The 20,007-nt window shown below is 32.6% G+C and carries 17 protein-coding genes and 1 pseudogene; all 18 read left to right on the top strand.

The window, feature by feature from the left end; genetic code table 11:
• The first annotated feature begins 22 nt into the window (after positions 1-22).
• The 18 genes and pseudogenes from esaA to JFT89_RS00940 all read left to right on the top strand — a co-directional run bounded on the left by esaA (position 23) and on the right by JFT89_RS00940 (position 19,921).
• Positions 23-3,799 (top strand): type VII secretion protein EsaA, encoded by a 3,777-nt coding sequence (gene esaA, locus JFT89_RS01020; protein ID WP_201039368.1) that lies wholly within the window; start codon positions 23-25, stop codon positions 3,797-3,799.
• Positions 3,771-4,274: a type VII secretion protein EssA gene (gene essA, locus JFT89_RS01015; protein WP_002165921.1), complete on the top strand. Its 504-nt coding sequence runs from the start codon at positions 3,771-3,773 to the stop codon at positions 4,272-4,274. Before esaA ends, essA begins: the two co-directional genes overlap by 29 nt.
• Positions 4,275-4,278: 4 nt before the next feature.
• Complete coding sequence (locus JFT89_RS01010) at positions 4,279-4,530, top strand: EsaB/YukD family protein (RefSeq protein WP_001007571.1); 252 nt, start codon at positions 4,279-4,281, stop codon at positions 4,528-4,530.
• A 72-nt stretch (positions 4,531-4,602) separates the two neighbouring features.
• Entirely contained in the window at positions 4,603-5,802 is a 1,200-nt protein-coding gene (gene essB, locus JFT89_RS01005) for a type VII secretion protein EssB (RefSeq protein WP_002065052.1), read from the top strand.
• Positions 5,803-5,845: 43 nt separating this feature from the next.
• Positions 5,846-10,357 carry a type VII secretion protein EssC gene (gene essC / locus JFT89_RS01000; RefSeq protein WP_201039367.1) on the top strand — a complete coding sequence of 1,504 codons (4,512 nt, stop codon included), beginning with the start codon at positions 5,846-5,848 and terminating at the stop codon, positions 10,355-10,357.
• 12 nt (positions 10,358-10,369) lie between these two features.
• Positions 10,370-10,792, top strand: a complete 423-nt coding sequence (locus JFT89_RS00995) for a YwqH-like family protein (RefSeq protein WP_002065054.1) — start codon at positions 10,370-10,372, stop codon at positions 10,790-10,792.
• A 3-nt stretch (positions 10,793-10,795) separates the two neighbouring features.
• Positions 10,796-11,098: a TIGR04197 family type VII secretion effector gene (locus JFT89_RS00990; RefSeq protein ID WP_000503893.1), complete on the top strand. Its 303-nt coding sequence runs from the start codon at positions 10,796-10,798 to the stop codon at positions 11,096-11,098.
• A 17-nt stretch (positions 11,099-11,115) separates the two neighbouring features.
• Positions 11,116-12,620, top strand: a pseudogene (locus tag JFT89_RS00985) (T7SS effector LXG polymorphic toxin).
• Positions 12,621-12,654: 34 nt separating this feature from the next.
• Positions 12,655-13,449, top strand: a complete 795-nt coding sequence (locus JFT89_RS00980; protein ID WP_078173765.1) for a hypothetical protein — start codon at positions 12,655-12,657, stop codon at positions 13,447-13,449.
• Positions 13,450-13,536: 87 nt separating this feature from the next.
• Complete coding sequence (locus JFT89_RS00975) at positions 13,537-14,001, top strand: DUF5085 family protein (RefSeq protein ID WP_046959244.1); 465 nt, start codon at positions 13,537-13,539, stop codon at positions 13,999-14,001.
• A complete protein-coding gene (locus JFT89_RS00970) occupies positions 13,995-14,441 on the top strand; it encodes a DUF5085 family protein (RefSeq protein WP_201039366.1) in 447 nt (148 codons plus the stop codon). Before JFT89_RS00975 ends, JFT89_RS00970 begins: the two co-directional genes overlap by 7 nt.
• A 291-nt stretch (positions 14,442-14,732) precedes the next feature.
• Positions 14,733-14,978 (top strand): hypothetical protein, encoded by a 246-nt coding sequence (locus JFT89_RS30065; protein WP_078173794.1) that lies wholly within the window; start codon positions 14,733-14,735, stop codon positions 14,976-14,978.
• A gap of 182 nt (positions 14,979-15,160) precedes the next feature.
• Positions 15,161-15,949 carry a hypothetical protein gene (locus JFT89_RS00965; RefSeq protein WP_201039365.1) on the top strand — a complete coding sequence of 263 codons (789 nt, stop codon included), beginning with the start codon at positions 15,161-15,163 and terminating at the stop codon, positions 15,947-15,949.
• A 32-nt stretch (positions 15,950-15,981) separates the two neighbouring features.
• Entirely contained in the window at positions 15,982-16,779 is a 798-nt protein-coding gene (locus tag JFT89_RS00960; protein WP_201039364.1) for a hypothetical protein, read from the top strand.
• Between the two features lie 247 nt (positions 16,780-17,026).
• Positions 17,027-17,809: a polysaccharide biosynthesis protein gene (locus JFT89_RS00955; protein WP_059037776.1), complete on the top strand. Its 783-nt coding sequence runs from the start codon at positions 17,027-17,029 to the stop codon at positions 17,807-17,809.
• Between the two features lie 62 nt (positions 17,810-17,871).
• Positions 17,872-18,669, top strand: a complete 798-nt coding sequence (locus JFT89_RS00950; RefSeq protein ID WP_070128269.1) for a hypothetical protein — start codon at positions 17,872-17,874, stop codon at positions 18,667-18,669.
• A gap of 94 nt (positions 18,670-18,763) precedes the next feature.
• Complete coding sequence (locus tag JFT89_RS00945) at positions 18,764-19,042, top strand: hypothetical protein (RefSeq protein ID WP_201039363.1); 279 nt, start codon at positions 18,764-18,766, stop codon at positions 19,040-19,042.
• An 84-nt stretch (positions 19,043-19,126) separates the two neighbouring features.
• Positions 19,127-19,921 carry a hypothetical protein gene (locus JFT89_RS00940; protein WP_201039362.1) on the top strand — a complete coding sequence of 265 codons (795 nt, stop codon included), beginning with the start codon at positions 19,127-19,129 and terminating at the stop codon, positions 19,919-19,921.
• Positions 19,922-20,007 lie beyond the last annotated feature (86 nt).

The following is a 20,007-nucleotide window of genomic DNA, read 5'->3' as shown; positions in this document are numbered from 1 at the left end:
GCAGCCGCAGGAGTGATAAGTAGTGAAAAAGTTTAAGTGGAGCATCTTGTTGTTTATTATTTTAGCTCTTGTGCTATCAACAGGAGTCTCCTATTTAGCATTAAATCAAAATGTTAAGAAAGCTAATGAGAATAGCACGCTAAAAATGACAGTTGCATTAGTAAATGAAGATCAAGGAACTGTATTTGAAGGGAATAAAATAGCGTTTGGAGATCAATTTGTTAAAAATGTAAATAAAAATACGAAACAAGAATGGTACGTAGTTAGTCGCGGAGTAGCAGAAAATGGTTTGAAAAATAATAATTACAATATGATGATTGTAATACCTAATGATTTTTCTAGGAAGGCCGTTGCGATTGATTCAGAACTGCCGGAGAAATTAACGTTAAACTACAAAGTAAACGCGACTGGGAATAAAGATTTGAAAGCTGAAGCTGAAAATACGGCGTCTACAATTTTAGAGGATTTCAATAAGCAAATCATCGACGTTTATTTTGCAAGTATTATCGGTAAGTTGCAAGGTGCACAAGATAATATAGGCAAAATAATTGAAAAAGGAAACGTTCAAACAACTATGTACAAAAAAGATGTACATAGTCCTTTGGCAAATTATACAAATCAATTTAAAACAGTGCAAGATTATACTGGGGTTTCTGTTACTAGTTTCAAAGGATTTCAGGATGTTTTAAAAGGTTTCGGTTTAGCGTTAGATGAAGGGAATAAATCTAACAATACGTATTTAGATGGTTTTAATAACTTCCAAAAAATGCAATCTGATAATAATCTGTTAGCGAATAATTTTACGAATCAATTTAATCAATACATGAGTGATATGAATACAGGCGATGTTTTAAAGCAGTTAAGTGCATTGGAATCCGCTAATAAAGTTATTACAAATCAATTTACGCTTTCAGAGAAAGAACCAAATATTTTAGCTGATGCTTCAGCAATTCAAAAATATTTAACAGATGTAAAAAAACAAGTGTCAGAATATGATACAGAACTTGCAGGAAAGTTAGAAAGTGATATTCAAGAGACGATAATTAAAAAGTTAAAGCAATCTATGTCGAACGATGGAAAGCAAGAAGTATTTATAAATACGTTAATGAAACAACCAGATGTTCGAATAAAGCAACAAATCGAGAATTTAATTACAAAATTACCTAGTTTAAATATGGAAGAAATAGTTCAAAGTGATTTGCCAGATGAAACGAAATTACAACTGAAAAATGTAATTCAATTTACAAATAAATATAATAAAGAAAATAACTTTAATTATGATCCTGTAAATAAAATCTCTTTAGGAAATTCAATTAAAGAAGTAAAGAATAGTCTTTCTAAGGATGGAATTACATTTAGTGATACAGCGAAAGTAATCAAGATGGAATCACCTCAAACTATGAACATAAGTATTCCAAGTGGCTTTGAACTATACGGAAGTACAGGATCTTTGTATATTGATGATGTGGATCATACAAGTGAATTTCTTCAAAACGGAGCAGTTACAATACCTGCCCGTAATGAAGGGGATTTAAAAATTAACCTTCATGTGAAGTTAATAGATCCAAGCATCAATATAGATGTTTTCTCTCCAGTAACATGGGAATGGAGATTAAATGGAAATTACGAAAAAGAAACTAGTTCTGGAAAAGAAGAGCCTAAAAAAGAAGAGCCTAAAAAAGAAGAGCCTAAAAAAGAAGAACCTAAAAAAGAGGATGAAGGAACACAATCCCAAAATAGCAAGGTGGAAAATGTAGTTAATAAAACGCAGTATGGAATAATGCCGCTAGTACACACTGCTAAAAAACCTATCATTCAAAAAACGGAACAGGATAACAATGGTAACGGAGGGACCCCTGAAGGCGGAACGGGAACAGATCCAGGAGGAAACCCAGGAGGCGGAACGGGAACAGATCCAGGAGGAAACCCAGGAGGCGGAACGGGAACAGATCCAGGAGGAAACCCAGGAGGCGGAACGGGAACAGATCCAGGAGGAAACCCAGGAGGCGGAACGGGAACAGATCCAGGAGGAAACCCAGGAGGCGGAACGGGAACAGATCCAGGAGGAAACCCAGGAGGCGGAACGGGAACAGATCCAGGAGGAAACCCAGGAGGCGGAACGGGAACGGATCCAGGAGGAAACCCAGGAGGCGGAACGGGAACAGATCCGGGAGGAAACCCAGGAGGCGGAACGGGAACGGATCCAGGAGGAAACCCAGGAGGCGGAACGGGAACAGATCCAGGAGGAAACCCAGGAGGCGGAACGGGAACAGATCCAGGAGGAAACCAAAACCAAGGTGATAACTCAAAAGTTATTGAACGAACGACTAATCAAGTTGTACATCAAAAAACAGAAAAATTAACAACTAATACATCTAATGTACTAATTAAAGAAGCAGTAGATACTGTTCAAAGTTACCAAGGTTTACTTAGTCTGTACCAAATGTATTATGGGATCGACTTAAGAACGAAAGATGTAGGTCCTAAGCTAGAAGAGGGAAGTTTAGATGCAATTGCGACTGATCAATCTTTGTACTATGTATTAAATAAACAAAGCTTAATTGATTTAATTTCAAACCTTGTTTCATCTAGTATTACGACAGAAGTAAAGCAAGATATGGCAGGTTTAAAACAAAAAATAGACGCTTATCAACAAGTGATTACTAGTGCGGATCAAAATTCAATGCTACTAGCGGAGAAATTAAATGTAACGACGCAGCAAGCAACTAGTATGAATGAAAATTTAGGAGAGTATTTAAAAGGTTTAGCGAAATGGCGTGAGAGTAGCTTAAAGCTAGTTGAAGAACAGCAAGTGCTAACAACAAATAATACTGGTGAGCAAACAGCTGTTTTATCGTTAGATTCTGGTATTAAATCATTAATGATGCAAAGTCAGTCATTGGTCGAGAGTTCGAAGCATAGTTTAACAACATCAGACGATGTATATAAAACATTTGATCAAATTAATGGACAAGCAAAAGAAATTCAAGACAGTGGAACGACAATTGTTTCAAAGGCTGATTCATTATTAAATGACTTTACAAAGAAAATGGACGATGATAAATCATTCTCCAAAAACTTTACTAAAATTTTGGCTAATAGCCGAATTGGTGATCGCCAAAATGAAATGTTATATCAATTTTTATCTAGTCCAGTTCAGAAACAAAATGATGGAGTCATTGTAGCTGGTAATGCTTTTACACCATATTTAATTGTATTAACTTGTTTTATTGTTGCGTTATTTACAGCATACGCAATTGCGAATCAAGAAAAGAAACGAACGCAATCAGATCATTTTGAAGAGAAATTCTCATTAATTGATATGAATGTACCAACTACAGTAGTGGCATTCGGTATATCAATTGTGGAAGGAATTAGTATAGGTATCATTTCTGGACGTCTTTTACAGTTCGGTCAAGATCAAAGTTTATTATGGATTGCGTTTATCACAATCATTATGATGGCGTTTGTATTGGTCTCAACATACTTATTACGACAAATAAAAATGGTAGGGATGTTTATTCTATTAGTATTTTTAAGTATGTACCTATTTTTAACTGAAGCAGTTGGAAGTAAAGTAGATCAAATGTCGTCTGTTGGAAAGGTACGTCAGTTCTCACCACTTCAGTATATAGAAAGTTTTCTAAATGATTTTATTAGCGGTAAAGATACTGGAAAAGTTATTTTCATCGTGTTGTTTGTAATTGCCATTATCGGATTAGTTAGTAATCTATTTGTATGGCATAAGAAATGGGAGGAAAAAGAAGTAAATGATCAAACAATGGAGCATAGTGGCTAAGTTATCATTTCTCTCTATCCTTTTACTGTTTGTCGCGCTACCGATAAGGAGCGCGGCTGACAGTTATCTTGGTGATGATGGGAAGATTAAGTTTAAAGTGGATCGACTTGAAGAAAGCGACCAAGAAAAAAATAAAAAGGAGCATAAGGAAACGGAATTAGATAAAGCATCGATTGAGTTATTTAATAAAGAAATAGAAGAAGAAATTCAGAAAAAGAAAAAGAAAGAACAAAAAGATATGGAAGCTTTACGAGATTCTCTTTTTATAAAACAAAAAGAAATAAATAGTGTTAAAGATACGAAAAATAGTTTGTTTAGTAGTGAATACGTTGTCAGAAAAAGTGCAAACGAAGTAGCGAGTAATGAAACAATGAATGAAAAGCCAATTAGTACAACAATAATAATATTATTTGGTGGTGGCATTGTACTTATTTGCATCGGTATTTATACAGTTCTTCGCAAAAGTTGGAGGTAAAGTAATGGCAATACAAACACATATTAATGTAACGGTAGATTTTAGTAAATGGAATGGAAATACATACGATTTACGTATTCCGAATCATCAATCTATTAAATATTTGTTGAAAAATTTATTAGATACGCTAAAGATTGATAATCATGAAGGTTCACATTTTGTAATTAAAGTAAAGAATAAGTCAATTGTTTTAACAGATAATGATCGTTTAATCGATCACCAAATAACAGATGGAGATATTTTACAAGTTTTATAAAGAATATTTTTACTTTTAGTTATTTGAAAATAAGTTATTACGGGTTATAAAGAAAAGGAGAAGAGGATAAAAATGACGGAAAAAACAATTCAAATTGATGCAATGAACTATCAATTTCAAATAGAAAAGGAAAATTGGAAATTGGAGATGACAAAATCTCAAACACGTATAAAAGACTTCCGTCAATTTGATGTAATTACGGGCGCATCATCTGAATTTGTACCATTAACGATAGAGGAAACGGATGATATGTTTACCTTTATATTTCAAGTGGATAAAAAATTATATAAGTGGGATGATCTTAGCCGTTTTGGAAGAAATGAGAAATTAAGACTGCTTCGAAATGTTGCGCAGTTTCGTAAATATTTAAATAAACGAATCACGTTCTTTTTACATCCGGACAATATAGTTTTTAATGCTAATTTAATGCCAAGTATTATACATAGAGGAATTCGAGATATTGTTCCACCAACCCCGTTGTTAGAAGAGCAATTTTTAACACAATATAAGTGTCTAATTATCGCTTTATTCTCCCAAAAGCACAATTTTGATGATTTGTATGCTGGGTTACTAAAAGATGCAAAAGAAACAACATTTGAACAGACGGTTGCTCAAATGGAAAGCTTAGATGCATTACTGCAATTTCTTGATGACAGCTTTGAGAAGGAACAAACAAAAACAGAAAAAAATATGCAGTTAGTACCTAAAAAAAGCTATAAATCGTTTAAATACTTAGCTTTTTCCTTCATAGCGGCGACTGTGATTTTAGCTGCTCCTTTAATATATTTCACTTTTATAAAATTTCCTTATCAAAATAAATTATTAGAAGCAAATGCGAATTTCATAGCAACTGATTATGACAAAGTAATTACTCAATTAAATGAAGAGGAATTTGAATCATTACCGATTGCATCTAAATATGAGTTAGCATTTGCATACATTACAGCTGAAAAACTAGGTGAAGATCAAAAGAAATCAATTATGAAAAATATTAGTTTGAAAAGTGATGAAAAGTATTTGCTGTATTGGATGTATAACGGAAATGGTAATTTTGATAAATCATTGGATTTAGCTAAGACTCTTGATGATCCGGAGCTTATTATATACGGCCTTGTTAAACAAATTGAATCGCTGAAAAATAATCCGGATTTGTCAGGAGAAGAGCGTGATCAAAAGTTAAAAACATATGAGCAACAATTAGATGAATATAAAAAGAAATATGGTAAGTCATCAAGCGATAAAGATTTGTCGAACACAGAGAAAAAAGAATAAGAAAGCACTTGATGAGACAGTTGAAAAGGAGCAGTGAACGCGCATGGAGCAACTATTAGTATTGACTTATGGAGACAGAATATATAAGAGCACATTACATCCAAAAGAGCAATCAATAGTGTCGATTGGAAAAGAGTGGACAAATGATATTACGAATCCAAGTTTAGAGAAAGAAATAGAGTTAAACTGGAATAATGAAGTAAACGCTTGGATGGTAGAAAGTCAATTAATAGAATTCAACAAAGAATTTGAAATTGGAAAAAATCAAGGCGTGAGCTTAAAAGTCTTTATATCTATTATTGGCACAACTAAAGTGTTTGATATAGGAACGAAACATTCTCTTACAATCAGTCAAAATAGTTATGATGATATCGCTATTACAGGGAGTAGCGTAGATTTAATACTGTCTCGTGAAACGTTGTATGATTCTTTTAAAGTGAACGTATATGACGGGGCTGTATTTCATAATTATACGAAGCTAAATGATAGCGTTATGTTAGAAGCAGGAGACCAATTATATTTTGATGGTGTTTTGATGGAGATTGGCAGTGAAGATATTCAAGTATTGTCCTCAGAAGACAACGTGAAATCTACATTACCTATTTTAGTAGAATCAGAAACGAATTATCAAAGTGGTTATCCAGACTATCATCGTTCACCACGTATTATTTATCGTGAACCAGAAGAGAAAATGACAGTTGCGAAACCTTCAAGTATGCCGTCAAAACCGGCTGAGCATTTGGCGAGAATCATTGCACCATCTCTTGTCATGATTGTCGTAACAGTATTACTTGCTATCTTTATGAAATATGGAATGTTTATTATCGCATCGATTGCGATGACATTAGTAACAATTATTGTTTCTGTCACATCTTATATAAAAAATTTAAAGCAATATAAAATTGACATTGTTGAACGTGATAAAAGTTATAGAGAGTATATAAAACAAAAAACGAAAGATTTACATGCAGAAAGTGAAAAGCAGCGTCATGCATTACAATTTCATAATCCAAATGTTGAAGTAATACGTAATATGGCTGTGCAAGTAAATCCACGTATATATGAAAAAACAATGCTACATCATGATTTCTTAACATTTAGCGTTGGGACAGGACAAGCTAATACGAGTTTTGAAATCCAATTTAATGAAGAAGAATTTAGTCAAACGAAAGATGAATTAATTGATATAGCACGTGAACTAAGACAGCGTTATCTTTCTTTGGAAGATGTACCTGTTGTAACAGACTTGATAAATGGACCGGTTGGCTATATTGGACAACGCTCTTTAGTGTTAGAACAATTACAATTATTAGTTGTGCAAACCGCGTTATTCCATAGTTATTATGACTTGCAGTTTATTACTATTTTTCCTGAAGAAGAAAAAGAAAAATGGGATTGGATGCGCTGGCTACCTCATGGAAGTGTTCGAGATATAAATGTACGTGGATTTGTATACCATGATCGTAGTCGTGATCAAGTGTTAAATAGTTTGTATCAAATATTGAAAGAACGAAAATTAAAACTAGATGAAAAAAGTTCAACTAATGAAAAAATGTACTTTGCACCGCACTATGTCGTTCTCATTACAGATGAAAAACTAATACTAGACCATGTTGTTATGGAATTCTTTAATGATGATCCGAGTCAATTAGGTGTATCACTTGTATTTGTACAAGATGTTATGCAAAGTTTACCGGAGCACGTGAAAACGGTAATTGATATAAGAGATGCAAAACAAGGGAACATCATCTTAGAACAAGGAGAGCTTGTTAACCGTCAATTTAAACTAAATCACGTACCGAAAGGGTTCAATTTAGAAGATGTTTCACGAGCATTAGCACCGTTAAATCATTTGCAAAACTTAAAAAATAGTATCCCAGAAAGTGTAACATTTTTAGAAATGTACGGTGTTGAGAAAGTAAAAGAACTGAATATCACAAGTCGCTGGGAGAAAAATGCAGCGCATAAATCTTTAGCTGTACCACTTGGATTACGTGGTAAAGAAGATATCGTAAACTTAAACTTACACGAAAAAGCACACGGACCACACGGGTTAATAGCAGGTACAACAGGTTCAGGTAAGTCGGAAATTATACAATCGTATATTTTATCTCTAGCAGTCAATTTCCATCCTTACGAAGTAGCCTTTCTACTAATTGACTATAAAGGCGGCGGTATGGCGAATTTATTCAAAAACTTACCGCATTTATTAGGAACAATTACGAACTTAGATGGAGCACAAAGTATGAGAGCGCTCGCATCAATTAAAGCTGAATTACAAAAAAGACAACGATTATTTGGGGAAAATGATGTAAACCATATTAATCAGTATCAAAAATTGTATAAAGAAGGCTTAGTAAGTGAACCGATGCCACATCTATTTTTAATTAGTGATGAATTCGCGGAACTGAAGTCAGAACAACCAGAATTTATGAAAGAGTTAGTTTCAACAGCGCGTATCGGTCGTTCACTCGGAATCCATTTAATATTAGCTACGCAAAAACCGAGTGGTGTTGTAGATGATCAAATTTGGAGTAACTCGAAATTCAAACTAGCATTAAAAGTTCAAAATACGTCAGATAGTAATGAAATTTTAAAAACACCAGATGCTGCTGAAATTACATTACCAGGACGTGCGTACTTACAAGTTGGGAATAATGAAATTTATGAACTATTCCAATCAGCTTGGAGCGGAGCAGACTATGTAGAAAACAAAGAGGATAAAGAACATTTAGACGCAACAATCTATGCAATAAATGATCTAGGACAATATGAAATATTAAGTGAAGACTTAAGTGGACTTGGTAGCAGTAAAGAAGTAATAAGCGTACCATCTGAACTGGATGCTGTTATTGACTATATTCACGATTACGCAGAAATAAATGAAATTGAAGCGTTAGCTAGACCGTGGTTACCACCACTTCCAGAAAGCGTATATTTACAAGACTTACACGCTATTCAGTTCAAAGAAGCATGGACGAAAGAAAAGAAACCATTAAAAGCAACAGTTGGTCTACTAGATCAGCCTGAATTACAATCACAAACACCATTAACACTAGATATTAGTAAAGACGGACACGTAGCAGTCTTCTCAAGTCCAGGTTACGGAAAATCAACATTCTTACAATCAGTCATTATGGATGTAGCTCGTCAGCATAGTCCGGAGCATTTGCATGTGTATTTATTAGACTTCGGAACAAACGGTTTAATGCCATTAAAATCTTTACCACATGTGGCAGACATCATTACATTAGACCAAGTTGAAAAATGCGAGAAATTTCTTCGCCGCATAGAAGACCTATTAAAAGATAGAAAGCAATTGCTAAGTAAATATGGCGTTGCGAGTCTTGAAATGTATGAGAGAGCTAGTAAAGAAGTATTACCAACAATATTAATTACGTTAGATAACTATGATTCTGTTAGAGAAGCTGGATTTGTCGAAGACTTTGAACGCATTGTTGCACAAATTGTACGTGAAGGGGCAGCGGTAGGAATTCATTTAATGCTTACGGCTACGCGTCAAAATGCATTGAGAGTACAAGTAAATACAAATATTAAACTACAAATTGCTCTATATATGATAGATGAGGCAGAATCTAGGGCTATTGTAGGAAGAACGGATTTAAAAATTGAAGAATTAGCAGGCCGTGGTTTAGTTAAAATTGACGAACCAACAATCTTCCAAACAGCTTTACCCACAGATGGAGAAGATGTCCTTACTCGAATTGAAAATATACAAGCTGAAGGAAAAGAGATGGATTCCTTCTGGGATGGAGAAAGACCGAAAGCAATTCCTATGGTTCCTGAAGTTCTGGAATACAAAGAATTCATTGCATGGCCAGAAACAAGAAAAATTATTGAAGCAGGCAAACTAACATTTGGTGTAGAAACAGAAAGCGTTACGCCTCTCGAAATAGATTTAACTGAAGCAGCTAATATTGTTATAGGTGGTATTAAGAAAGATGAAGTTGAAAATGTAGTTCATCAATTCCTTAAACAATTGGCTGAAAGTGGACACTTTGACCTAGGTTTAATTGATACAAGAACACGTAATTTCTCAAACTACAGAGAGAGTGCTGCTTTATATGTAGCTGAAAAAACAGGAATTGAGAAAACAATTAAACAAGTTACAAATGCTTATAAGTCGAGAGAAGCGGCGTTTAAAGAGGAGCAGGAAGCATCAAGTGAAACAGTGAACCCAGCTGAATTTATTAAGAAATTTAAGCCGATTGTAATCGTAATTGCAGATGTAAATGATATTTTAAGTAATTTAGAAGATAGCGATATATATAGTTTGGCGGAATTAATAACAAATGGTGCATTTATGGGCATCCACTTCGTAATTGGCTGTGATGTTGATTCAATTGACAGTCGATACGACTTAGTTTCAAAAACAATAAAAACGCAATCTCATGTTATTTTACTTAGAAAATCATCAGGCCAAATGGTCTTCGATGTATCTAATAAAGATTTAAGTAGTACAAAATTAAATCCATTTGAAGGGTATTTTGTTGAAAATCGTTTTGCTACTAGAATTAAAGTGCCAACTATTTAAGGGGGAATTTGCATGGGGGTAGAGGAATTAAATAGTCAAAAATCTGGTTTATTAAGTAGTATAAGTCATCAACAAGGGCAATTGGCTGAATTACAAATGAAACTAAGAAGGCTAATAACTGCTAAGGGGAAATTTGTAAATAATCTTGAAGCAATTAAACAAAATCAAGAGCAGTTTAAGTCTTTAGAAATAAACGAGAGTAGTTGGAAAGGGCAAAGAGCAACTACTTTTAAAGAAACTTATGAACAACAAGTTATTTCAAATTTAGGGAAGTTTATCGGAGAACTAGGGGGAGTTCAAGAAGACATCGATCAAGCTATACGGCGGCTTGAAAGAGAAATCGCTACATGTGAGTCTAGTATTCTTTCTTTAAGTAGAAGTGTTTCAATGGTTGACGCTAGTATTCAAGTAGAAGTACAGAAGGCGGGGAAATGATAAATGGGGGAAATTAAATTAAATAAAGGGGTATTTGATGCGAAAGTAAGTGAATTGAAAAGTGGCGCTAGTGATTTAGGTAAGACTAAATTTAATGGTATGCAGTTACATCGTACGAACTTGACTAGGCTGATTCAATATTGTGAAGCAATTGAACAGTTATCTCAAAAGGTGCAGCAATACGAACAGATATTAGAAAATGACTTAAATAAAATACAACAAACTGGGGAGAAAATAGTCGAAAAAGACGAACAACTTGAGAAGCAATTAAGGATCGGTTCAATTCATCATGCTATGAAAAATTAAAATAGGGTGGGAGAAGCGTGGATAAAAATATAGAGTTACAAGAAGTAAAAGAACTTCAAAATAGATTTCAAGCAAGTGCCACTGAGTTGAATCTACAATTTGAATGTTTGATGCAAAAAATACTTGATTTTACAGAGATTAACTCTTTTCAAGGGAAAGCTGCTTCTGATATTAAAAATTATTTATCTACAGTTCATGGAAGTGTTATTTTTAAGTATATGGAAGCAGTGGAATTATTAAAAGAACAATTTCAAAAAAGTATTAATGATTTCAATAGTACTGTTGACAGTGATGTTGATACGAAAATTTATGGAATTTACTTGGATGATGTAAAGAAAAAATTAATGGGTATAGTGAAGGATTTAATCTATCTAATGACCAAGCAAGACAAACTGTAGGGTCTGTTAGCGACATCATCGCAATTCAATATCCATCATCAGCAGGGATCATGGAAGGGTCTATAAAAAGCCAAAAGGAAATTAGTGACACTTTAGAAAAATTAGAAGCTTATAATAGTAACCAAAGTGACCTACAAACGTTTAAAGAAATGATACGTGAGTTAGATGATGGAATGAATCGAGTACAAGCTTATGGCGGGGATTTTTCTAGTGATTCAATAGAAAAAATAATGCCCGAAGAATGGGTAGCAGCAACAGTTGTGACTTCGAAAGCTTGGATAGGCGGTTTTAATAAAGGAAATAAATGGGGAAAAGGAGTGATATCTTCATTTTTGCGCTACCATTATATGAAAAAAGTTTTAGGGTTTGGTACGCAGTTTGACATTATAGATGGTGAGGGACAATTTTTATTAAAAACAACCAAACCGAAACAAATGGTAGAAGCTCTTGAATTTGTAAAGGCTGATAAGAACGAGGATCATATTTTTAAATTTCTTAAAGGTAGAGTAGAAGAGTATTTAACTGGTTGGATGAGGCCAACTGATCCAAAAGTAACAGATAGAGAAGTAAGAATAGCGAAAAGAGAGATTGTGGAATTACCGGAATTCACAGCGTATAAAGATTTCAAACTAGACTGGAAGAGTAATGGGTTCGTAAAAGCTGTTGGAAACAAATCTTGGAGTTCACTCAAAACAGAACTCGTAAAAGGTATTACTGATTTGAAGCCTTGGAAATGGAAGGATACACTCAAAGAATTAGGTGGAGTAGGGAAAACAATGAAAAGTTTTGGGATAGCTGGATCTGTTCTTTCCGTTGCAAACAATGTTGTAGAGGCTAGCGATAATGCTAAAAAGAATGGTGGTTGGCAATTACATGACGTAGTGGATATAGCAACGGATTCAGCGGTAGATGTTGGAACAACTGCTGGAGCAGCTGCAACTGGTGCTGTAGTAGGTTCATTTTTTCTGCCGCCTATTGGGACAGCAGTTGGAGCAGCGGTTGGGATAGGAGCTACATTTTTAATGAATGAAAAATTTGAAACTTTTGGAGGAGAAAGTTTGGTAAGTGGTACAAAAAAAGGTATAAAATCAGTGACTAAGAAGATTACATCTTTATTTTGGTAATATAATATAGTTCGGGGAAAGGTGGAGTTAACAAATGTGGAACATAAAAGAAGAAGATTTAGATGAATTTAAAATAACATGTAGACATCGTTTAAGCCCTGAAGGAGCTATGTTGTTTATGTTTGGTGGAATGCTTTATAGTTCGTTATTGATGCTTTTTATTTTTGTAGCATTAATTAGATTTGGCTGGGATTACTATCCGACTCTTTTTGACACAGTAATAGTTAGAATGGAATTGTTGTTATATAGCCTACAAGTAATCTTTTTTATTATATATCTGATCCCTAAGGTACGTTTTAAATTTCAAAAGCTCCAGACATTGGTGATATTATTATATGCGTTTCAGTTAGGTACTATAGGTCTTACGGCATTTGTTCTTCCAGGGATGAGTAATTATTCTATTAATTTTATTACGCTTATTTATGTAGGTTTACTAGTATTAGGAGCAATACTTGTTCATGGTGTAACAACAGTTGATACTTTTAAACAAGCAAGTAAAGGTGCATTTAGTATGGGAGAAAGATCTACTTCATTTTTTAATAAGGCAAAGAAAAATGTAATGTTTGGTGTGGCAATTTATGTACTAATTCTTCTTGTTTTAATTTATATACAAAATAATTACTCATTGAGCATAATGTTTGGTTACTTTATATTTACGTTCATCATGTACGCGATAGCCATAGGCGCAGCTGAGTTCCAATTATTAGCCTATTGTAGATTTAAATTTCCATCATTTTATATTTCATGGGAAGAACATGAAAGAGAACGCCAGGAATTCTTAAAGCGTTATAGAGAGAGAGAAGAAAAGAAAGAAAAAGAAATAAAATGAGTTGAAAATTGCTCAAATCTTAATAGGATATATGTTATAAACTTGATGACTATTTATGAATCCACAAGTTGAAAAGGGGGAGATTTTGTGAAAGTTCAGCATAAAGCATTGTCACTTTTAAATTTAATAAGCATTACTCAAATTGTAAAAAAAGAAGATTGGTTGTTACCCGCAAGAGCACTTAGAAATCAAGTAGTTCGTAATGGGATATATGCAGTAGGACCTGTTCTATATAAATATTCACAGTTAGAAAATGAACCAGAATATGGGGAATATACGTATTGTATTCCTGTCAATGGAAGAGTTGATTTAGGTGAGAGCTCTGCATATGAGTATTATGATGCTTTAATTATTAAGAGTGCTCTATGTGTGCGATTTACAGATGAAGATGGTGATATTGAGGAGGCTTATAACCTAATACGTGAGGTTGCAGAGCAGCATCATATGAAATTAGATAGTAGTTTTTATCACGTATGTTTAGATGTATATGGTGATACATGGTTAGATATTTATGCTCCTATTATAGAAGTAGGTGAAACAGTGAAATGCTAATTGAAAAACAAAGTATTGCATATACAAATGTTGTTTCAAGAGAATACATTTTTCATTACCCAGATATGAAAGAAGCAATTGAAGATTTTACGTCAGAAATTTCAAAAGTAAATTTAACGATAAAAGGTCCTATGTTTTATTCTTTGAAAAATATACCATCTGATGGAAATATGTATATTGAATTATTTATGCCGGTAAATGAAGATAAAATTCCAACATCAGAAACACTTCAATTTAGAAGTTATTACTATGTTGATGAGATGCTCATGAAACGATATACGGGAGATTATGAAAAATTAACAGAGCAGGTGTATGGTGAAATGCTTCAGTATATGGAGGATAATAACCTGAATTTAGCCTCGCCAATTTATCATGTGTTTAGCGGTGATGAGTCTTTACAGTATGTTGAAGTGAAGATTGCTGTATTTAATGAAGAATAATATTTTAAGCTTGTGACTTTTAAAATATGGAAACATCATGAAATATCATAAAAGAGATAGTTTTGAATAGGGTTTGGGGAAATGACATAAATAAAACCTTCTCTTCTTGTTAGAATGAGGAGGTTTTTTTATTCTAAAATCTATATGCAATTGATTGAATAGTTCGACATGAGATTTTTCAGTTGGGCCAATCTGTATGGGGAGTAGTTACGTTCTGCAGTTCGCTTTGTTCTTATTTTGAAAGGTGAAATTTATTCGAAAGTCAATTTGGAAAGAGGGAAAGGTGTTATTTTGGATAAAGATCGGAATGTTTCGGAAACAGAGAAAAGTTTTTTTCAAAGGACAATAGTATCTATCTATAAAGCGTTAGAACTTATAGTGAAATATACAATGATTCTTATAATAATAATGTCAATATTTGTGATAATTGCTGCTGTTTATTTTAAAATATATGAGGGTATAGGGGCGGGGGTATTCCTCTTAATCTCGTCATTATTTGCATATTTGGTATTTTTTAAGAAAAGTAAAAATGCCTAAATTAATAGCGAAAATAAAAATCCAAAGATTAACAACTATAATATGTTATTTGAAGAGGGAAAGTTTTGTATATGGCATGAATGTATAACAGCAAGAAAACCTTCTCTTTTCGTTAAAATGAGAAGGTTTTTATTTTTAATCTACATGATTTAAGTAAAGGTAGTTAAAGGTGGGACAATTGGATGTGGAATATAAAAGAAAAAGATTTAGATGAATTTAAAATAACATGTAGAAATCGTTTAAGTCCAGAACGCTCCATGGTGTTTATACTTGGCGCAACTGTTTATAGTTCATTATTCATGCTTTTTATTTTTGGAGCATTAGTTAAATTTGGCTGGGGTTATTATCCAAATCTCTTTGACAAAATAATTGTTTGTATTGAATTAGTTTTATATACCTTGCAAGTAATCTTTTTAATTCTATATCTATTTCCAAAAGTTCGTTTTAAATGTCAAAAGTTGCAAGCGCTTGTGATATTATTATGTACATTTCAGCTGGGAACTATAGGATTCACATTGTTTATACTTCCAGCAATTTCAAATTATTCGATTGATCAAATTACATTATTGTATGTGGGTTTATTGTTTCTAGGAGCAGTTTTTGTTCATCTGGTGACCACAATTGATACCTTTAAACAAGCAGAGAGTGGAGCATTTAGTATGGATGAAAGGGCAGCTTCATTTTTTAGTAAAACAAAAAACAACGTAATGATTGGTGTTACGGTATATGCACTAATCCTTCTTATTTTAATTTATTTTCATAATGATTATGAAACAGAGATATTAGTAGGGTATATAGCAGGAACTCTTGTAATGTACGCGGTAGCCATAGGTGCAGCAGAGTTCCAATTATTAGCCTATTGTAGATTTAAATTTCCATCATTTTATATTTCGTGGGAGGAACATGAAAGGGAACGTCAGAAAAGACTAAAGCTTTATGAAGAGAAGGAAAAAAGAAAACTAAAGAAATAAAATAAGTTTTGTGTCGAAATGAGGAAAGATGAATGCTTAAAATAAAAGAAGAAGATTTAGGTTTTTTCGAAATTGCAAATAAAAATCGATTAAGTCCTGATGGTGTAATGGCATTTTTAGTTGGAGTCTTTGTATACGCTTCATTACCGATGTTTTTTATTATTTTGGGGTTTTTACAACTTGGTTGGGAGGGTTATCCAAAATCTTTTGAACGAATATTTGTTTCTGTAGAGTTAGTATTATATATTCTGCAAATCCTTTTTTTGATTATCTATTCATTTCCGAAATTAAGATTTAAATTACAAAAGTTACAAGCCATTGTAATTGTGTTTAACTCGTTTCAGGTTGCAACGGTAGGGTATGCTTATGTATTAATTGAAGCGATATTTGGATATACTTGTGAAAATTTAACCGTATGTTATATAGGTCTATTATTATTAGGAGCGATTACTACTCATATTGTAATTACAATCCATGCTTTTAAAAAAGCAAAATATGGAGGCTATAAGTTGGAAGGGGAATCAGTCCCATTTTTTACTAATACAAAACTCTGGATGTTAATTGGAATGGTAATTTATATAGTTGTCCTATTGATATTAATCTTTGCAAGTATTCGTTTTGCGCTAAAGCCGATGGTGTTTTATTTTTTACAAACAATTATATTATATGTATTTGCCGTTGCATCAGCAGAATTTGTCCTATTGGTGTATTGTCGTTTCGAATTCCCATCATTTAATATTACGTGGGAACAACATGAAAAGGATCGCCAAGAATTTATAGCAAATAGAAAAAGAATAAGAGAGAAAGAGCAAAAGCGAAATAAAAACTGAAATGATAATTGTAAATAATAGTAATAGATTGTTTTTTCATGGTGGAAGAATCTATTTGTGAAGAATTAAAACATTGTATAAGGGTTAGTGATTATGAAAGTTCACTATAAGCATTATCGCTTTTAAATTTAATAAGCATCACTCAAATTGTAAAAAAGGATGATTGGCTGTTGTCAGCTATCGCACTTAGAAATTAAGTAATTCATAGTGATATATACCCAAAAATTAGCTAGAGGTGTGTAACTAGATGTGGGATGTAAAAGAAGAAAATTTAGAAAAGTTTAGGATGATATGTAGAAGGCGTTTAAGTCCAGAAGGTGCTTTAGGTTTTATGATAGGAACAATAGTGTACGTTTCAGTTATGATGTTTTTTCTTATTGGTACTTTAGTAACCTTTGGTTGGGACTACTATACTAGTTTATTTGAGAAAACAATTGTTAAAATTGAACTTGTGCTATATAGCTTGCAAATAATTTTTTTAATTCTATATTCATTTCCAAAAGCTCGATTTAAATTTCAAAAGTTTCAAACGATTGGTGTGTTATTATATGCATTTCAATTAGGTACGATATTATTCACGGCTTTAATTCTTCCTGGAATGTCTGATTATACAATCGACGGAATTACATTGGTATATGTAGGTTTCTTATTTATAGGAGCAGTGATTGTTCATATTGTGACAACGATTGATACGTTTAAACAGGCAAGTGAAGGTGCATTTAGTATGAATGAAAGATCTGCTTCCTTTTTTAGTAAAACAAAAGAAACTATGATGAAAGTGGCTTCAATATACGCATTAATCCTACTTATTTTGATTTATTTTCATAATGATTATGCGATTGATACTTTGATTGGATATGTAATAGGTACTGTTTTACTGTACACTGTAGCCGTTGGTGCAGCAGAATTCCAGCTATTGGTGTACTGTAGATTCAAATTTAAATCATTTAATATGACTTGGGAAGAAAATGAGAGAATGCGTGGGAGAACTCGAAAACAAAATGAAAAATTCAAAACGAAAAGTAAATAATGGTGAAATAGAATTTAAGTGTATGAGAATTATTTAAACTATATAGAAGGTGAAAAAGCTGAATGTGGAATATAAGAGAAGAAGATATGGGTCTTTTTGAAATTGAAAATAGAAATCGATTAAGTCCGGATTATATAAGAATCTTTTATGGGGGAGTTTTTGCATATACTTCTATACCAATGCTCATCATGTTTTTAGGTATTTTGCTGAACGGTGATAAGATTTCTTTAACACCATTTGAAACATTTTTGGTACGATCTGAGGTAAAGTTATACATTTTGGAGTTGATTTTTTTAATAATTTACATGTCTTCAAAGGTTGCTTTTAAATTACAGAAACTCCAAGCCATCGTGACTTTATTTTATTCTTTTCAGTTAGCAACATTACCATTTATCGTTATGATGGTTGAAGGAATGTTTGATTTTCCTAGTAATAATAAAACGTTAGTTTATATTGGTTTAATAATGTTAGGGGCGCTTTGTACTCACATTGTAACTACAATTGATGTTTTTAAAAAGGCAAAGCATGGAGGATATAAATCGGAAGGACCAACTGTCTCATTTTTTACTAACGCAAAATTATATTTATCGATTGGAATGACAATTGGTGTAATGGTTCTACTTATATTAATTTTTCTAAATCTTAATTATACATTTAGCCAAATGGCAATTTATGTTGTACAAACAATAATATTATATATATTCGCTGTAGTATCAGCAGAATTCGTCCTATTAGTGTATTGTCGCTTCAAATTCCCATCATTTAATATTACGTGGGAACAACATGAAAAGAAACGCCAAGAATTCATAGCAAATAGAAAAAGAATAATAGAAAAAGAACAAAAGCGAAACAAAAACTGAAATGAAAGTTGTAAATGATACTCGTAAACTTATATTGAAGATAGAATGAATACATTATTCATAAATTAACTAGTAAAGGGAGGAATGTAATATCTTGAATAAAGATTCTAAAGCTGTAAAAAAAGTAAAAGGTTTATTTGAAAGTGTAATAGCACCTATTATCGTTGGGATTATATTTATCTTTTTAATTCTATATAAAGTAGCAGAGTTTCTGGGGAAATGGCTCATTATCTTGTCAATACCGAGCTTTATTGTTACTATGTTTATTTTTATATACCAGAAAGAATATGGAGGTGTATTGGTTGGTGGGATAGGCTTAATTATAATGCTATCGATGTATTTTGTGTTTGTTAAAAAAAGTAAAAAAGGTTAGTTTAATATCAAAATATTTATTTACTTTCAGTTTGTCTACAAAAATAGAGTTATTACATGATGTTAGAAAAGATGGTGTAATTATATGTGGAATATAAAAGAAAAAGATTTAGATGAATTTAAAAGTACTTGCAAGAATCGCTTAAGTCCCGATTGGGCTACAGGATTTATGTTTGGAACGATGTTTTTTATTTCTTTAATAATGTTTTTTCTTATTGGAGGGTTAATAAGGTTTGGTTGGAGTTATTACCCGACTCTCTTTGATAAAATAATTGTTAGCCTTGAGTTAGTGTTTTATAGTCTTCAAGTAATTTTTTTAATTATTTATCTGTTTCCTAAGATGCCATTTAAATTACAGAAACTACAAACACTTGTGGTACTATTATATGCATTTCAGCTAGGCACTATAACATTTACAATGTTGATAATTCCAGGAATGTCAAATTATTCAATTGATCAAATTACATTAATGTATGTTGGGTTATTATTTTTAGGTGCAGTCATTTTCCATATTTTAGCGACTATTGATACTTTTAGACAGGCAAGTAAAGGGGCATTTAATAAGGGAGAAGAATCCTCTTCATTTTTTAGTAAAACAAAGAGGACTGCAATAAAGTGTGCTGTAATTTATGTGTTAACTCTTCTCATTTTAATTTATGTGCATAATGATTATACACTAAATATTTTAGGAGTGTATGCGGGAGGAACTCTAATCATGTACGCAGTAGCCATAGGCGCAGCTGAGTTCCAATTATTAGCCTATTGTAGATTTAAATTTCCATCATTTTATATTTCATGGGAAGAACATGAAAGAGAACGCCAGGAATTCTTAAAGCGTTATAAAGAGAGAGAGGAAAAGAAAGCGAAAGAAATAAAATAAGTTTTGGTTTCTGAAAATTCGAACAGATTATATAAGCAATTAAGAATTGTATAAAAATCGATGCTAATAAAAATTAAAGTATCTTC

The organism is Bacillus sp. TH25, assembly GCF_016650935.1.
GTDB classification, from domain to species: domain Bacteria; phylum Bacillota; class Bacilli; order Bacillales; family Bacillaceae_G; genus Bacillus_A; species Bacillus_A mycoides.
Note: the sequence above shows the minus strand (reverse complement) of the source record. Positions and strands in the feature narration are given on the sequence as shown.

Excerpts from the sequence above, each read along its gene's own strand:
- JFT89_RS00965 (WP_201039365.1), top strand. The coding sequence starts at position 15,161 with ATGTGGAATATAAAAGAAAAAGATTTAGATGAATTTAAAATAACATGT.
- JFT89_RS00950 (WP_070128269.1), top strand. The coding sequence starts at position 17,872 with ATGTGGAATATAAGAGAAGAAGATATGGGTCTTTTTGAAATTGAAAAT.
- JFT89_RS01010 (WP_001007571.1), top strand. The coding sequence starts at position 4,279 with ATGGCAATACAAACACATATTAATGTAACGGTAGATTTTAGTAAATGG.
- essC (WP_201039367.1), top strand. The coding sequence starts at position 5,846 with ATGGAGCAACTATTAGTATTGACTTATGGAGACAGAATATATAAGAGC.
- JFT89_RS00940 (WP_201039362.1), top strand. The coding sequence starts at position 19,127 with ATGTGGAATATAAAAGAAAAAGATTTAGATGAATTTAAAAGTACTTGC.
- JFT89_RS00970 (WP_201039366.1), top strand. The coding sequence starts at position 13,995 with ATGCTAATTGAAAAACAAAGTATTGCATATACAAATGTTGTTTCAAGA.
- JFT89_RS00960 (WP_201039364.1), top strand. The coding sequence starts at position 15,982 with ATGCTTAAAATAAAAGAAGAAGATTTAGGTTTTTTCGAAATTGCAAAT.
- JFT89_RS00955 (WP_059037776.1), top strand. The coding sequence starts at position 17,027 with ATGTGGGATGTAAAAGAAGAAAATTTAGAAAAGTTTAGGATGATATGT.
- JFT89_RS00980 (WP_078173765.1), top strand. The coding sequence starts at position 12,655 with ATGTGGAACATAAAAGAAGAAGATTTAGATGAATTTAAAATAACATGT.
- essB (WP_002065052.1), top strand. The coding sequence starts at position 4,603 with ATGACGGAAAAAACAATTCAAATTGATGCAATGAACTATCAATTTCAA.
- essA (WP_002165921.1), top strand. The coding sequence starts at position 3,771 with ATGATCAAACAATGGAGCATAGTGGCTAAGTTATCATTTCTCTCTATC.
- JFT89_RS00995 (WP_002065054.1), top strand. The coding sequence starts at position 10,370 with ATGGGGGTAGAGGAATTAAATAGTCAAAAATCTGGTTTATTAAGTAGT.
- JFT89_RS00990 (WP_000503893.1), top strand. The coding sequence starts at position 10,796 with ATGGGGGAAATTAAATTAAATAAAGGGGTATTTGATGCGAAAGTAAGT.